The organism is Denitromonas halophila, assembly GCF_007625155.1.
Classification (GTDB): Bacteria; Pseudomonadota; Gammaproteobacteria; order Burkholderiales; family Rhodocyclaceae; genus Nitrogeniibacter; species Nitrogeniibacter halophilus.
The window spans coordinates 335,377-350,399 of record NZ_VMNK01000015.1; the positions used below are offsets into that span (position 1 = coordinate 335,377).

Consider the following 15,023-nt stretch of genomic DNA (forward strand, 5'->3'; position numbering starts at 1 on the left):
CGATACGTCAGACGGATATACCGGTCTAACGGCATCTCGGGGCGCGAACTTGACGCGGATTACCCTCGTGGCAGGGTTAATTTGTGTGCTTGATCACGCTTGCTTTTGAGAAAACACAACGACGACTCCGCAGCGGTGGATCAGTTGCTGAAGAAGCGCTGCTCCGCATCGGCTGGCAGGCGCTGGCCAGTGGCGCGGGCGCGCTTGAGCAGCGTCCAGTAGTAGCGGTAGGACGCGCGGTCGTGCAGTTTGCCGGCGTGCTGGATCGGCCCCCAGTTGGCGTCTTGCGCGGCTTCGAGAATGACAATCGCACTTTCGACCTCGGAAAAGTCGGGGCGCATGGCTTCGAGGATCGGGGTGATCTGGTTGGGGTGGATGCTCCACATGCGCAGATAGCCAAACTCTCGGCGGGCGCGTTCGGCGTCTTTTCGGATGAATTCGACATCCTTGATCTCGGTGGTGACGTTGTGGCTTGGCACCACGCCATGCGCGAGTGCGGCGGCGGCGATTTCGCATTTGGCGCGCGCCACCAGCGGGTGCTCGAACTGTGCGGGGCTGCGCATCGCTTCGCCGGGGATGGCGCCGTGATGGGCGCTGACGAAGTCCATCAGGCCGAAATCGAGGCTTTCGACCCCGTCGAGCGCGGCGATGTGCCAGGCATCGCGCAGTGCGCCGTGCGTTTCGATCAAGACATGCACCGGGAGCGCGATGCCGGTGTGGTTGGCCGCTTCCTGCATGCGCAGATAGGCGAGTTGTTCGCGGACATCGTCGACCGAGCGCGGTTTGGGAAAGGTGATGAAGGCTAGGCGCTGGCCGGCGTCTTCGACCAGGATGTCGACATCCCGGCGCCAGTGCGGATGGGTGATGTCGTGGATGCGCGCGCCGACCCGGCCAAACTGGTTGGCCTCAGACATGACCATGGTCGCGGCCATATGTGCGTGCTCGGTTTCCTGGCCGGCCTTGGCGCCATCTTCGCAATCGCAGGTGATGTCGAATACCGGGCCCATGTCCTGCTGGATGGACAGCGCCTTGGTGATGAGCTTTTCGCTGCCGGCGTAGTGGTCGATGGCGGGCATGTCGGGGAGCGTGCGCTCGCCCTGGAAAAGAACCTGGTCGGGATGCATGGCGGTCATGTCTGGTGGTGTGTATTGCTGGGCAGAATAGCAAAAAAATCGGGGGCGATTTCTCGCCCCCGATACTTTGCTACTGAACTTCGTTAAAGGATCAGAGCAGATCCTTCACGCCTTCGCGCTCTTCGAGCAGTTCGTTGAGCGTGACAGTCATGCGCTCGCGGGAGAATGCGTCGATCTCCAGATCCTTGACTACCTTGTACTCACCATTTTCGGTGATGCAGGGCACGCCGTAGATGATGCCTTCGGGGATGCCATAGGAGCCGTCAGACGGCACGCCCATGGTGACCCACTCGCCGTTCGAACCGAGCACCCAGTCGCGGATGTGGTCGATGGCGGCGTTGGCGGCCGATGCGGCGGAGGACAGGCCACGTGCTTCGATGATGGCCGCACCACGCTTGCCAACGGTCGGCAGGAACACGTCGCTGTTCCAGACGTCGTCGTTCACCAGTGCCTTGACGTTGTCGCCGTTGGACAGGCAGAAACGGTAGTCGGCGTACATGGTGGGCGAGTGGTTGCCCCACACGACCAGCTTGGTCAGGCTGGACACGCTGCGACCGGTTTTGCTGGCGAGCTGCGACAGGGCGCGGTTATGGTCCAGACGCAGCATGCCGGTGAAGTTCTTGGTGTTGACGCGGCCGAACTTCTCGGCAGTCTTCATGGCGATGTAGGCGTTGGTGTTGCAGGGGTTGCCGACGACGAGCACCTTGATGTTCGGGTCTGCGTACTGGCCGATGGCGGCGCCCTGAACGGTGAAAATCTTGGCGTTTTCGGTCAGCAGGTCCTTGCGTTCCATGCCGGGGCCGCGCGGACGGGCACCGACCAGCAAGGCGATTTGCGCATCCTTGAAGGCAACATTGGGGTCGTCGGTGGCGACCATGCCGGCGAGCAGCGGGAAGGCGCAGTCTTCCAGCTCCATCATCACGCCCTTGACGGCCTTCTGTGCCTGCGGCAGGTCCAGAAGCTGAAGAATGACCGGCTGATCCTTGCCCAGCATTTCACCGCTGGCGATGCGGAACAACAGGCTGTAACCGATTTGACCGGCTGCGCCAGTGACGGCGACACGTACGGGGGCTTTGCTCATGGACGACTCCCTCTCGATGTGAGTGTGTGAAAGCGGACATTCGGCGGACCGTGTGCCTCATGTGTGAGGCGGGCGTCGGTGTTTGCCGATTCGCGCAAGATAGTAGTATTGCGGCTCTACAAAGTCAATTCATGTCATATGTCTTATATAAGATATATGAGTTGATATAGACGCCTGTCAACTTTTGTGATGAAATACGCCAATGGCCCAGACGTCCCCCACCTTTAGTCCGCTATATCGTCAGATAAAAAGTCTGATGCTGGTAGCGCTTGAATCCGGCGAATGGAGTCCGGGTCAGGCCATTCCCAGTGAGCAGGAACTGGCGGCACGTTTCGGCGTCAGCCAGGGGACGGTGCGCAAGGCCATCGATGAAATGGCGGCCGAGAACCTGCTGGTGCGCAAGCAGGGTAAAGGCACCTATGTTGCATCGCACAATGACCCGCGCTCCTTGTTCCGCTTTTTGCGCCTGGTGCCAGAGGGTGAAGGCCTGTCGCATCCCGTTAGCGTGCCGCTCGAATGCTGGCGTGCCAAGGCGGGTCAAGAGGCGGCGCGTGTGCTCGCCATCGAGCCTGGTTCGCCCATCATCATTGTTCGGCGCTTGCTTGAATTTAGCGCAAAACCCGTGGTTGTCGACGAAATCTATCTGCCTGGCGAAGTTTTTCAGGGCTTGACGCTCGAGGTGCTTCAGGGCTGGAAAGGGTCGCTCTATAGTCTCTTTGAAACCCGCTTTGGTCTGCGCATGATTCGCGCCGAAGAGCGCATTCGGGCGGTGGCTGCCGATCGGCGCACGGCCGAAATGTTGCGCGTCAAAGAGGGTGTGCCCTTGTTGTCGGTCGAGCGGGTGACATTCACCTATGGCGACCGGCCTGTGGAGTGGCGCCGTGGCCTGTATTCGACGGACGAACATTTTTATTTGAACGAGCTGAATTAATGGCGAGCGACGCATTCAGGTGACGCGACGTCAACGGTTATAATCGACGTTTTTCGTGGGAGTAAGGCGGCATTCGTGCGGCCTAGCATTGGGGGAAAAGATGTCTGAAATGACAGTCAGAAAAAAGCGCCCGAAACACTTGGCGTTGCACGAAATCAGGCTGCCCTTGGCGGGGTTTGTCTCGATTCTGCACCGCGTCAGTGGCGCAGGTTTGTTCTTGATGTTGCCGTTGCTGTTGTCTTTGTTTGCTGACAGCCTCGGGTCCGCAGAGACCTTCGCTGACTACAAGGACACGGTTTCCAATCCGCTGGTGAAGCTGATTCTGTTCGGCCTGTTGTGGGCGTTCCTGCACCACTTCTGCGCCGGCATCCGCTTCTTGTTGCTGGACGTTCATAAGGGTCTGGATCTCGCTTCATCGCGTCAGTCGGCCCGTCTCGTTCTCATTGTCAGCCTGGTGCTGACCGTTCTGATCGGGGTGAAACTATGGTGAAACGGATTGTTGTCGGTGCCCACTACGGTCTTCGCGACTGGATTGGCCAGCGCGTGACCGCCATCGTGATGGCGCTGTACTCGGTGTATTTCGGAATCTGCGCGCTGATGCTGCCGGAAATGTCGTACGAGGCCTGGAGCGGCATGTTCGCCGGCGGCTTCATGCGCTTCTTCAGCTTCCTCTTTTTCATGTCGCTTTTTTATCACGCCTGGGTTGGCGTCCGTGACATCTTCATGGACTACATTCAGCCGGTCGGTATTCGACTGACCTTGCACGTGATCGTCATGTTCCTGCTCATCGGTTACGCCGGTTGGGCAGCCCAGATTCTGTGGAGGCTGTAAGGGTGAAAATCGCAAAGCATACTTATGATGCGGTGATCGTCGGCGCGGGTGGTGCGGGTCTTCGCGCCGCACTGCAGCTGTCAGAATCCGGTCTGAAAACGGCAGTCCTGACCAAGGTGTTCCCGACGCGCTCCCACACCGTGGCTGCACAAGGTGGCGTGGCCGCTTCGCTGGGTAACTCGACCGAAGACAACTGGCACTGGCACATGTACGACACCGTCAAGGGGTCGGACTGGCTGGGTGACCAGGATGCCATCGAGTTCATGTGCCGCAAGGCGAACGAAGTTGTCGTCGAGCTCGAGCACTACGGCATGCCTTTTGACCGTCTCGACAACGGCAAGATCTATCAGCGTCCCTTTGGTGGTCACTCGCAAAACTACGGTCAGTCGCCGGTGTCGCGTTCCTGTGCGGCCGCTGACCGGACGGGTCACGCCATGCTGCATGCGCTGTATCAGCGCAATGTGCGCGCGAAGACCCAGTTCTTCGTTGAGTGGATGGCGCTGGATCTGATTCGTGATGCTGACGGCGACGTGGTTGGCGTGACGGCCATGGAAATGGAAACCGGCGAAGTGTCGATCTTCCATGCCAAGGCGGTGATCTTCGCTACCGGTGGTGCCGGCCGGATTTACTACAGCTCGACCAATGCCTTCATCAACACCGGTGACGGTGTCGGTATGGCAGCGCGCGCTGGCGTTCCGCTCGAAGACATGGAGTTCTGGCAGTTTCACCCGACCGGTGTGGCCGGCGCGGGCGTGCTGATTACCGAAGGTGTGCGTGGTGAGGGCGGTATTCTGCGGAACGCAGCGGGTGAGCGTTTCATGGAGCGCTATGCGCCGAACCTGAAAGATCTCGCTTCGCGTGACGTCGTGTCCCGTTCGATGGTGACCGAAATCAACGAAGGCCGCGGCTGCGGACCCGACAAGGATCACGTCCTTCTCGATATCACGCACCTGTCGCCCGAGACGATCATGAAGCGTCTGCCTGGCATTCGCGAGATCTCGATCCAGTTTGCGGGTATCGACCCGATCAAGGCGCCGATCCCGGTTGTGCCGACCTGCCACTACCAGATGGGCGGTATTCCGACCAACTACAAAGGTCAGGTGGTTGCGCCCAAGGGTGATAACCCGAATACGCCAGTAACCGGTTTTTATGCCGCGGGTGAGTGTGCCTGCGCTTCGGTGCATGGCGCCAACCGCCTCGGTACCAACTCGTTGCTCGACCTGCTGGTGTTTGGCAAGTCGGCGGGTGAAACCGTGGTTGAGGATATCCAGAGCGGCAATCTGCGTCTCAAGCCGCTGCCTGACGATGCGGCCGATTTCTCGCTCGCACGGATGGCGCGTCTCGAGAACCAGAAGGATGGCACCAATGTGCACGAAGTCCGTCTGGCGATGCAGCGCACCATGCAGAAGCACGCCGGTGTGTTCCGCTTCTCCGAACTGCTTCAGCAAGGCGTGACCGCGATTCTCGAGGTGGCCGAGCAAGCCAAAACCACCGAGATCAAGGACAAGTCCATGGTCTGGAATACGGCGCGCATGGAAGCGCTTGAGCTGGATAACCTGATCGAGGTTGCCAAGGCCACCATGATTTCGGCCGAAGCGCGCAAAGAGTCTCGCGGCGCCCACGTGCGCGATGACGCACCGGATACCGCAGAGTTTCCGAACGGCCGCCGTGATGACGAGTGGCTCAAGCACACCTTGTGGTACAGCGAAGGCAACCGCTTGGATTACAAGCCTGTGAATTTGCAGCCGATGTCCGAAAGCGTCGATCCGATCGCGCTTGCGACGCGGACTTACTGAAAGGCCGGGAGTCGAACAGATGAGCAAACGTACCGTTCAATTCAAGATCTACCGTTACGATCCGGACCGCGACGAAAAGCCCTACATGCAGGATATTTCGGTCGAGCTCGAGCCGTCCGACAAAAAGCTGCTGGATGCGCTGGTGCGCCTGAAGGTGAAGGACGATTCGACGTCCTTCCGTCGTTCGTGCCGCGAAGGTGTGTGTGGTTCCGATGCCATGAACATCAACGGCAAGAATGGTCTGGCCTGCCTGACCGATGTCGATAGCTTGCCGCAGCCGATCGTGCTGCGCCCGTTGCCCGGGCTGCCCGTCATTCGCGATCTGATCGTCGATATGACCCAGTTCTTCAAGCAGTACAACTCGATCAAGCCGTATCTGGTCAATGACAACCCACCGCCGGAGCGCGAGCGTTTGCAGTCGCCGGAAGAGCGTGAAGAGCTCAACGGGCTCTACGAGTGCATTCTGTGTGCTTGCTGTTCGACGTCGTGCCCGTCGTTCTGGTGGAACCCTGACAAATTCGTCGGTCCCGCCGGTCTGCTTGCAGCCTACCGTTTCATCGCCGACACCCGGGATGAAGCGACAAACGAGCGCCTCGACAACCTCGAGGACCCGTATCGTTTGTTCCGTTGCCACACCATCATGAACTGTGTGGATGTCTGTCCGAAGAGCCTGAACCCGACCCGGGCGATTGGCAAGATCAAGGACATGATGGTGCGTCGCGCGGTATGACGCTAAATAAAGGACGCATGCGCTGGCACTGCCGTCGGGCGCTACTCGAACTCGACCTGGTGTTCGCACGCTTTCTTGAAAACAGGTTCGACCAGCTGAGCGATGCTCAGTTGGCCGACCTTCAGGACCTGCTGGACATCGAAGACCATGACCTCTGGGCCATGGTCAACGGAAGCGCACCGTGTCCCGAAGATCGCTGGATGCCACTCCTCAGCATGCTGCGTGATAGCGGAACACAGGATGATTCTGCCTAGGCAGATGGAAAATAACAGGTAAGCCAAAGGACAAGTTATGAGCAATGAACGTAACGCCACCCTCACGGTCGATGGGAAAACGGTCGAATTTCCGGTGATGACCGGAACGCATGGCAACGATGTCATCGACATCCGTACGCTGGGCGCCAAAACCGGTCTGTTCACTTACGATTCCGGATTCCTTTCCACCGCTAGCTGCGCGTCCACCGTGACGTTTATCGATGGCGACAAAGGCGAGTTGCTGTATCGCGGCTATCCGATCGAGCAACTGGCAGAGCACTGCAACTTCCTCGAAGTGGCTTACCTGCTGAAAAACGGCGAACTGCCCAACAAGACGCAGAAGACTGATTTCGAAGACACCATCAAGAACCACACGATGTTGCACGACCAGATGACCAAGTTCTACTCGGGCTTCCGTCGTGACGCACACCCGATGGCGGTCATGGTTGGTGTGGTGGGCGCTCTGTCGGCCTTCTACCACGACGCGCTTGATCTGCAGGACGCCGAGCACCGTAACGTGTCCTTCAATCGTCTGGTGGCCAAGCTGCCGACCATCGTCGCGATGGCGTACAAGTACAACACCGGGCAGCCCTTCATGTACCCGCGCAATGATCTGGGCTATACCGCCAATTTCATGCACATGATGTTTGGCACCCCCTGCGAAGAGTACAAGCCGAACCCGGTGCTGGTGCACGCGCTCGACACCATCTTCACGCTGCATGCCGATCACGAGCAGAACGCATCGACCTCGACCGTGCGTCTGGCCGGCTCCTCCGGCGCCAACCCGTTTGCCTGCATCTCGGCCGGTATCGCCTGCCTGTGGGGCCCGTCCCATGGCGGCGCAAACGAAGCCTGCCTGAACATGCTCGAGCAGATCGGCGACGTCTCCAAGGTCAGCGAGTACATCGCCCGCGCCAAGGACAAGAACGATCCGTTCAAGCTGATGGGTTTTGGTCACCGTGTCTACAAGAACTTCGACCCGCGCGCCAAGCTGATGCGCAAAGTCTGCTACGACGTACTGACCGAGCTGGGCCTCGAAAACGACCGCCTGTTCAAGCTGGCCATGGAGCTCGAGAAGATCGCGCTGGAAGATCCGTACTTCGTCGAGAAGAAGCTCTACCCGAACGTCGACTTCTACTCCGGCATCGTGCAGAAAGCACTGGGCATCCCGACCTCGATGTTTACCTGCATCTTCGCGCTGGCACGTACCGTGGGCTGGATGACGCAGTGGGAAGAGATGATGACCGATCCGGAATACAAGATCGGTCGTCCGCGCCAGTTGTATGTCGGCGCGGCTCGCCGCGACGTCGTGGCGATCGACCAGCGGGCGTAACACCCATGCGGGCTGGGAAAGTGAGCACTTAAATCAGTCCGTCACGGGATGATCACCGCCTGTCGTGATCATCCCGTTTTCCTTATGCCCCAATTGGCCGTGATCGCCGGATGGCGATTACCAGACTAGGCAACAGAATTCGGGTGAATTCCAAGATGATGAAGCAACTGCATAGCACCTCGATGCTGTTCGGCAGCAATGCACCGTTCGTCGAAGAGCTGTACGAGTCGTATCTCGCCGATCCGGAAAACGTTCCGGAAGAATGGCGAACCTATTTTGATGGTCTGAAAGCGGGCGCCGCCGCTGCGGTGCGCGACGTGGCGCATACGCCGATCATCCACGCCTTCGAGCAACTCGCCAAACGTGGCCCGGTGCGCACCATTACCTCCGGCGACGGTAACAAGCGTCAGGTCAGCACGCTGCAGTTGATCAACGCCTATCGCTTCCTCGGCACCCGCTGGGCGAATCTTGATCCGCTCAAGCGCAGCGAGCGCATGCATGTGCCGGAGTTGGAGCCGTCCTACTACGGTTTCACCGAGGCAGACCTGAACGAGCAGTTCAATGTGGGCTCTTTTCACGCGTTCTCCAGCGAGCAGGCGAGCCTGCGCGAGATTCTGGAGGCGGTGCGGCAGACATACTGCGGCTCGATCGGCTCCGAGTACATGTACATCTCGGACATCGCCCAGAAGCGCTGGATTCAGGCGCGCCTGGAGAGTATTCGCGGCACGCCGCAGTTTTCGGTTGAGCAGAAGAAGCACGTCCTTGGCCGTGTGACTGCTGCCGAGACGCTCGAAAAATATCTGCACACCAAGTACGTCGGCCAGAAGCGCTTCTCGCTCGAAGGTGGCGAGTCGATGATCGTCGCCATGGATGAGGTGATCAGTGTCGGCGGTCGTCTCGGTGCGCAGGAAATCGTGATCGGTATGGCCCACCGCGGCCGTCTGAACGTGCTGGTCAACACGCTGGGCAAGTCGCCTTCGACCCTGTTTGCCGAGTTTGAAGGCAAGGCCGAAGTTGACCTGAGCGCCGGTGACGTGAAGTACCACAACGGTTTCTCGAGCGATGTGATGACTCCGGGCGGTCCGGTCCATCTCACGCTGGCCTTCAACCCGTCTCACCTTGAGATCATCAACCCCGTTGTGGCCGGCTCGGTCTATGCACGCCAGGTGCGTCGCAAGGACAAGGCAAAGACTCAGGTCTTGCCGGTGATCATCCATGGTGACTCGGCAGTGGCCGGCCAGGGTGTGAACCAGGAGATGCTGAACTTCTCGCAGACGCGTGGCTACGGCACGGGCGGCACCGTTCACATCGTGGTGAACAACCAGATCGGCTTTACCACCTCCGATCCGCGGGATTATCGCTCTTCGCTGTATTGCACCGACATCTTCAAGATGGTCGAGGCGCCGATCTTCCATGTGAATGGTGATGATCCGGAAGCCGTTGCGCTGGTCACCGCGCTGGCGGTCGAGTTCCGCAACGAATTCAAGAAAGACGTGGTCATCGACATCGTCTGCTATCGCAAGCTCGGCCACAACGAGCAGGACGAGCCGATGGTGACGCAGCCGCTGATGTACCGGAAGGTGGCGCTACACCCGGGTACTCGCAAGCTGTATGCCGATCGCCTCGTGCGTGAAGGCGTGTGCGCGGCGGACGAACCCGAAGCGATCATTCAAGATTATCGCGAGCACCTCGATCGCGGCGAATTGCTGGCCAACCCGGTGCTGTCCGGTCACAACCGTCAGTTCGCGGTCGACTGGACGCCTTATCTCAAGGCCGAGTACACCGACGAAGCCGTTACGGCCGTGCCGATGGTCGAGCTCAAGCGTCTGGCCGAGCGGATCAGCACGGTGCCAGAAGGTTTTGAGTTGCAGTCCCGGGTCAAGAAAATTGTGGCTGACCGTGCCGCCATGGCACGCGGCGAAGCGCTGATCGATTGGGGCATGGGTGAGAACCTCGCCTACGCCAGTTTGTTGGTTCAGGGCTACGGCGTGCGTTTGTCCGGTGAGGATATCGGCCGCGGTACCTTCTTCCACCGTCATGCCGTGTTCCACGACCAGAAGCGTGAGCGTTGGGACGAGGGTGCCTACATTCCGCTACAGAACATCCAGGATGGTCAGGCCGAGATTCAGGTCTTCGACTCCGTGTTGTCTGAAGAGGCCGTGCTGGCGTTTGAATATGGTTACTCCACTGCGGTGCCTGACGACCTGGTCGTTTGGGAGGCGCAGTTCGGTGACTTCGCCAACGGCGCACAGGTCGTGTTTGACCAGTTCATTTCGTCCGGCGAAGCCAAGTGGGGCCGCAAGGTCGGTCTGACGGTGTTGCTGCCGCATGGTTACGAAGGTCAGGGCCCGGAGCACTCTTCGGCCCGTCTCGAGCGTTACATGCAACTGTGTGCTGAAAACAACATGCAGGTGCTGGTGCCCAGCACGCCGTCGCAGATCTTCCACCTCTTGCGTCGCCAGATGGTGCGTCAGTTGCGCAAGCCGGCCATCGTCATCACGCCGAAATCGCTGCTGCGTCATAAAGAGGCGGTGTCGACCATGGATGAGCTCACCAAGGGTTCCTTCCGTACGGTCATCGGGGAGGTCGACAAGCTGGATGCCAAGAAGGTCAAGCGGGTCGTGTTGTGCTCCGGCAAGATCTACTACGAGTTGATGGCCTATCGCCGCGAGCAGGAGATCAAGGACATCGCCGTGGTGCGTATCGAGCAGCTTTACCCGTTCCCGCGGGATGCCTTCCGTGTCGAACTGGCCAAGTACCCGAACGCGAAGGAGGTGGTGTGGTGTCAGGAAGAGCCGCGCAACCAGGGCGCCTGGTACTGGTTTGCTTCGCGTCAGCACCTGATCAACGTGCTCGGCCCGAAACAGAAGTTGCTGCTCGTCAGCCGTCCGGCTTCGGCATCGCCTGCGGTGGGTTATTACGCCAAACACAATGCCCAACAGAAAGCGGTGCTTGAGAACGCTTTCGGTCCCATCAACGATTGATCGAACAACGAAAAAACCACGCATTAGAGGGAGTCAATTCATGCTGATCGAAGTTAAAGTCCCCCAGTTGTCGGAGTCCGTGTCCGAAGCGACGCTCGTCACCTGGCACAAGAAAGAAGGCCAGGCCGTTTCGCGTGACGAGAACCTGATCGACATCGAGACCGACAAAGTCGTGCTCGAAACCCCGGCACCGGCGGATGGCGTGCTGGTCAAGATCATCCTTGGCGACGGTTCGACCGTGGCCAGCGGTGACCTGATCGCCCAGATCGACACCGAAGCCAAAGCGGCTGCCGGCGCAAGCCCCAAGGCTGCCGAGCCGGCACCGGCCGTGACCGCGCCGCCCGCCGCCAGCAAGGCGGCCGGCGGTTCGGCCAGCCCGGCCGCGCGCAAGATTCTTGATGAAAAAGGCGTAGCCGCCGATGACGTCGCAGGGTCTGGTCGTGGTGGTCGTGTGACCAAGGGCGACGCGGTTGCCGCAGGCAAATCCGCACCGGCCGCGCCGGCCGTTGTGGTGTCGGGTGACCGTCCGGAAGAGCGTGTGCCGATGACCCGTCTGCGCGCCCGTATTGCCGAGCGTCTGCTGCAGTCGAAGAACGAAAACGCCATTCTCACTACCTTCAACGAAGTGAACATGGGTCCGGTGATGGCCCTGCGCGCTCAGTACAAGGACAAGTTCGAGAAAGAGCACGGCGTGCGCCTGGGCTTCATGGGCTTCTTCGTCAAGGCAGCTGTGGCGGCACTCAAGAAGTTCCCGGTGCTGAACGCCTCGGTCGATGGCAACGACATCGTCTATCACGGCTACTTCGACATCGGTATCGCTGTCGGTAGTCCGCGTGGCCTGGTTGTGCCCATCCTGCGTGACGTCGATCAGATGTCGATCGCCGATATCGAGAAGAAAGTTGCCGAATACGGCCAGAAGGCCAAGGAAGGCAAGATCACGATGGAAGAGCTCACCGGCGGCACCTTCTCGATTTCCAACGGTGGTGTGTTCGGTTCGATGCTGTCGACCCCGATCATCAACCCGCCGCAGTCGGCGATTCTCGGCATCCACGCCACCAAGGATCGCCCGGTGGTGGAGAACGGCCAGATCGTCATCCGCCCGATCAACTACCTGGCCATGTCCTACGATCACCGCATCATCGACGGCCGCGAAGCCGTGCTGGGTCTGGTGACCATGAAGGAAGCGCTTGAGGATCCGGCGCGCCTGCTGCTGGACGTCTGATAAGGAATACAGCGGGCGCCTCGGCGCCCGTTGTCGACATCGAGGGAGAGAACAATGTCGAAGAAACAATTTGATGTGCTGGTGATCGGTGGTGGCCCGGGTGGTTACGTCGCCGCCATCCGCGCTGCCCAATTGGGTTTCAGTGCCGCCTGCGCCGAATCCAATCCCTACGCCGACCCGAAAGGCGAGCCGCGTCTTGGCGGCACCTGCCTGAACGTCGGTTGCATTCCGTCCAAGGCGCTGCTGCACACCTCGCATATGTTCGAGGAAGCGTCTCATGACTTCGCCGATCAGGGCATCAAGGTCGGGACGCCGAGCATCGACGTGCCGACCATGGTCGCGCGCAAGGCCAAGATCGTTGATCAGCTCACCGGTGGGATCAAGGGCTTGTTCAAGAAGAACAAGGTTACGATGCTGCCGGGTCATGGCAGCTTTGTCGGCCAGACCGAAGATGGCTGGGACATCAAGGTAGGCGACGAGGTCATCGGGGCCAAGCAGGTCATCATCGCGACCGGCTCGACCGCACGTCACCTGCCGGGTATCCCGGTGGACAACACCCTGATCTGCGACAACATCGGCGCCCTGGATCTGGATGCGGTGCCCAAGCGCCTCGGCCTGATCGGCTCCGGCGTCATCGGCCTGGAAATGGGTTCGGTGTGGCGTCGTCTGGGTGCCGAAGTCACCATCCTCGAAGCCATGGACAGCTTCCTCGGCGCCGCCGATCAGGATGTGGCCAAAGAGGCGCAGAAGGTGTTCGCCAAGCAGGGCCTCGCGGTCAAGCTGGGCGTCAAGGTGGGCAAGGTCACCCCGGCCAAGAACAAGAAGTCGGTCACCGTCGAGTTCGAAGACAAGGACGGCGCGCAGAAGGCCGTGTTCGACAAGCTCATCGTATCGGTGGGGCGTGTGCCGAACACCGACGGGCTGAACGCCGACGCCGTTGGCCTCAAACTGACCGACCGCGGCATGGTCGACGTCAACGATCACTGCCAGACCAATCTGCCGGGCGTATGGGCAGTGGGCGATGTGGTGCGTGGCCCGATGCTGGCCCACAAGGCCATGGAAGAGGCCGTCATGGTGTGCGAGCTGATGGCAGGTCAGGCTGGTCATTGCGACTTCAACACCATTCCGTGGGTGATCTATACCTCGCCGGAGATTGCCTGGGTCGGCAAGACCGAGCAGCAACTCAAGGCCGACGGCGTGGCCTACCGCGCCGGCAAGATCCCGTTCATGGCCAACGGCCGTGCGCTGGGCATGGGCGCGCCCACCGGCTTCGTCAAGATGCTGGCTTGCGCTGACACCGACCGTATCCTCGGCGTGCACATCATTGGCGCCAATGCCTCGGAGCTGATTTCCGAAGCCGTCGTTGCCATGGAATTCCATGGTGCGGCCGAAGACCTTGCGCGGATCTGCCACGCTCACCCGACCATGTCGGAAGCGGTGCACGAGGCCGCGCTGGCCGTCGATAAGCGCCCGCTGCACTTCTGAGCGACGCTGCCGTAAGATCAGGGGTGGGTTCGGGGTAGCGTCGCTACCCGGAGCTCACCCTTGTGCATTTTTGTCTCTATTTCATACGTCGTCCAGACCATGCCCCATCGCGAACTTGATGTCCCGGAATTCGGCATGATCGATGCCTACAACGCGGCGCTGATTGAGCGCGGCTACGAGGCCGATCCGGCACAGCAGTCGGCCGTCAAACGCTTGCAGAGGCTGTATTCCGACCTGCTCGGCTATAAGGTTGCGCGGCGCAGTCTGTTCAAGAAATGGTTTTCCAAGCCTTCGGAGCCGCGCAGCGTGTATTTCTGGGGCGGGGTGGGGCGCGGCAAAAGCTTTCTGATGGACTGCTTCTACGAGGCAGTACCGTACACGCGCAAGCGCCGGGTGCATTTCCATGCCTTCATGCAGGAAGTGCAGAACGATCTCAAATCGCTCAATCATCTGCCCGACCCGCTGCAGATCATCGCCGATCGGGTGAGCGAGCAGACCCGTCTGCTGTGCTTCGACGAATTCCATATTTCGGATATTGCCGATGCGATGATTCTCGGGCGGCTGCTCGAAGCCTTGCTGGCGCGCGGGGTGATCTTCGTGATGACTTCCAACTACCCGCCCGACGGTCTGTATCCGAATGGTCTGCAACGCATCAACTTCCTGCCGACCATCGCGCTGATGAAGCAGCGTTTCGATGTCGTCGAGGTGGATTACGGCACCGACTACCGCTTGCGCACACTGGAGCAACTGCAGATCTATCTGGTGCCCGACGATGACGAGGCGCGTGAGCGCATGGCTGACGACTTCTACCGCATTGCTGCGGTCGAAGGCGCCCCGGGTTCCATCGATGTGCTGGGTCGCAGCTTCGAGGCGGTGCGGGTCGCGCCCGGCGTGATCTGGTTCGAGTTCAGCGCCTTGTGCAAGGGGCCGCGCTCGCAAAATGACTATCTTGAACTGGCCCGCGAGTATCACACCATCCTCGTGTCTGGCGTACCGAAGATGGCCGCGGGGCAGAGCAATGAAGCCCGCCGTTTCACCTGGCTGATCGATGTGCTTTACGATCACCGGGTAAAACTCATCATGAGCGCAGAGGCCGAAGCCCATGATCTTTATCGCGAAGGTCACAACGCCAATGAATTTGTACGCACTGTCAGCCGGCTCATGGAAATGCGTACCCGGGACTATCTTGCGGAAGCCCACCGCACCGAGTGATCGACGCCTGGTGCGTCGCGTCACGCAATGG

Annotated in this window: 13 protein-coding genes; 11 read left to right on the forward strand and 2 right to left on the reverse strand. The window is 59.9% G+C overall.

Translation table 11 applies throughout. The features are described from left to right. Window positions 1-140: 140 nt before the first annotated feature. Together FHP91_RS15935 and FHP91_RS15940 are read right to left on the reverse strand one after the other, a co-directional pair. On the reverse strand, window positions 141-1,133 hold the full coding sequence (locus tag FHP91_RS15935) for an HpcH/HpaI aldolase/citrate lyase family protein (RefSeq protein WP_144310520.1): 993 nt from the start codon (window positions 1,131-1,133) through the stop codon (window positions 141-143). Between the two features lie 91 nt (window positions 1,134-1,224). Continuing rightward, the gene (locus tag FHP91_RS15940; RefSeq protein WP_144310521.1) at window positions 1,225-2,214 is read right to left on the reverse strand and encodes a malate dehydrogenase; all 990 of its coding nucleotides are present in this window, start codon (window positions 2,212-2,214) and stop codon (window positions 1,225-1,227) included. Window positions 2,215-2,416: 202 nt separating this feature from the next. Between FHP91_RS15940 and FHP91_RS15945 the strand changes: the two genes are divergently transcribed. The 11 genes from FHP91_RS15945 to zapE all read left to right on the forward strand — a co-directional run bounded on the left by FHP91_RS15945 (window position 2,417) and on the right by zapE (window position 14,992). Continuing rightward, the gene (locus tag FHP91_RS15945) at window positions 2,417-3,145 is read left to right on the forward strand and encodes a GntR family transcriptional regulator (RefSeq protein WP_144310522.1); all 729 of its coding nucleotides are present in this window, start codon (window positions 2,417-2,419) and stop codon (window positions 3,143-3,145) included. A gap of 100 nt (window positions 3,146-3,245) precedes the next feature. Further along, a complete protein-coding gene (sdhC, locus tag FHP91_RS15950) occupies window positions 3,246-3,635 on the forward strand; it encodes a succinate dehydrogenase, cytochrome b556 subunit (protein ID WP_144176648.1) in 390 nt (129 codons plus the stop codon). Continuing rightward, entirely contained in the window at window positions 3,629-3,976 is a 348-nt protein-coding gene (gene sdhD, locus FHP91_RS15955; RefSeq protein WP_144176647.1) for a succinate dehydrogenase, hydrophobic membrane anchor protein, read from the forward strand. The genes sdhC and sdhD overlap by 7 nt, the downstream gene beginning before the upstream one ends. A 2-nt stretch (window positions 3,977-3,978) precedes the next feature. Then, a complete protein-coding gene (sdhA, locus tag FHP91_RS15960; protein ID WP_144310523.1) occupies window positions 3,979-5,772 on the forward strand; it encodes a succinate dehydrogenase flavoprotein subunit in 1,794 nt (597 codons plus the stop codon). A 19-nt stretch (window positions 5,773-5,791) separates the two neighbouring features. After that, window positions 5,792-6,502, forward strand: a complete 711-nt coding sequence (locus FHP91_RS15965; RefSeq protein ID WP_144310524.1) for a succinate dehydrogenase iron-sulfur subunit — start codon at window positions 5,792-5,794, stop codon at window positions 6,500-6,502. After that, window positions 6,499-6,756 carry an FAD assembly factor SdhE gene (locus FHP91_RS15970; protein ID WP_144310525.1) on the forward strand — a complete coding sequence of 86 codons (258 nt, stop codon included), beginning with the start codon at window positions 6,499-6,501 and terminating at the stop codon, window positions 6,754-6,756. Before FHP91_RS15965 ends, FHP91_RS15970 begins: the two co-directional genes overlap by 4 nt. 37 nt (window positions 6,757-6,793) lie before the next feature. Next, window positions 6,794-8,089 carry a citrate synthase gene (gene gltA / locus FHP91_RS15975; protein ID WP_144176643.1) on the forward strand — a complete coding sequence of 432 codons (1,296 nt, stop codon included), beginning with the start codon at window positions 6,794-6,796 and terminating at the stop codon, window positions 8,087-8,089. A gap of 155 nt (window positions 8,090-8,244) precedes the next feature. After that, window positions 8,245-11,073 (forward strand): 2-oxoglutarate dehydrogenase E1 component, encoded by a 2,829-nt coding sequence (locus FHP91_RS15980; RefSeq protein ID WP_144310526.1) that lies wholly within the window; start codon window positions 8,245-8,247, stop codon window positions 11,071-11,073. Window positions 11,074-11,113: 40 nt separating this feature from the next. Next, entirely contained in the window at window positions 11,114-12,295 is a 1,182-nt protein-coding gene (gene odhB, locus FHP91_RS15985) for a 2-oxoglutarate dehydrogenase complex dihydrolipoyllysine-residue succinyltransferase (RefSeq protein WP_144310527.1), read from the forward strand. Between the two features lie 54 nt (window positions 12,296-12,349). Then, complete coding sequence (gene lpdA / locus FHP91_RS15990; RefSeq protein WP_144310528.1) at window positions 12,350-13,780, forward strand: dihydrolipoyl dehydrogenase; 1,431 nt, start codon at window positions 12,350-12,352, stop codon at window positions 13,778-13,780. 99 nt (window positions 13,781-13,879) lie between these two features. After that, window positions 13,880-14,992: a cell division protein ZapE gene (zapE, locus tag FHP91_RS15995; RefSeq protein ID WP_144310529.1), complete on the forward strand. Its 1,113-nt coding sequence runs from the start codon at window positions 13,880-13,882 to the stop codon at window positions 14,990-14,992. The last annotated feature ends 31 nt before the right edge of the window (window positions 14,993-15,023 follow it).

Coding starts and splice junctions, on each gene's coding strand:
- sdhD (WP_144176647.1), top strand. CDS start 3,629: ATGGTGAAACGGATTGTTGTCGGTGCCCACTACGGTCTTCGCGACTGG.
- FHP91_RS15965 (WP_144310524.1), top strand. CDS start 5,792: ATGAGCAAACGTACCGTTCAATTCAAGATCTACCGTTACGATCCGGAC.
- odhB (WP_144310527.1), top strand. CDS start 11,114: ATGCTGATCGAAGTTAAAGTCCCCCAGTTGTCGGAGTCCGTGTCCGAA.
- FHP91_RS15935 (WP_144310520.1), bottom strand. CDS start 1,133: ATGACCGCCATGCATCCCGACCAGGTTCTTTTCCAGGGCGAGCGCACG.
- FHP91_RS15945 (WP_144310522.1), top strand. CDS start 2,417: ATGGCCCAGACGTCCCCCACCTTTAGTCCGCTATATCGTCAGATAAAA.
- FHP91_RS15970 (WP_144310525.1), top strand. CDS start 6,499: ATGACGCTAAATAAAGGACGCATGCGCTGGCACTGCCGTCGGGCGCTA.
- sdhC (WP_144176648.1), top strand. CDS start 3,246: ATGTCTGAAATGACAGTCAGAAAAAAGCGCCCGAAACACTTGGCGTTG.
- gltA (WP_144176643.1), top strand. CDS start 6,794: ATGAGCAATGAACGTAACGCCACCCTCACGGTCGATGGGAAAACGGTC.
- lpdA (WP_144310528.1), top strand. CDS start 12,350: ATGTCGAAGAAACAATTTGATGTGCTGGTGATCGGTGGTGGCCCGGGT.
- FHP91_RS15980 (WP_144310526.1), top strand. CDS start 8,245: ATGATGAAGCAACTGCATAGCACCTCGATGCTGTTCGGCAGCAATGCA.
- zapE (WP_144310529.1), top strand. CDS start 13,880: ATGCCCCATCGCGAACTTGATGTCCCGGAATTCGGCATGATCGATGCC.
- FHP91_RS15940 (WP_144310521.1), bottom strand. CDS start 2,214: ATGAGCAAAGCCCCCGTACGTGTCGCCGTCACTGGCGCAGCCGGTCAA.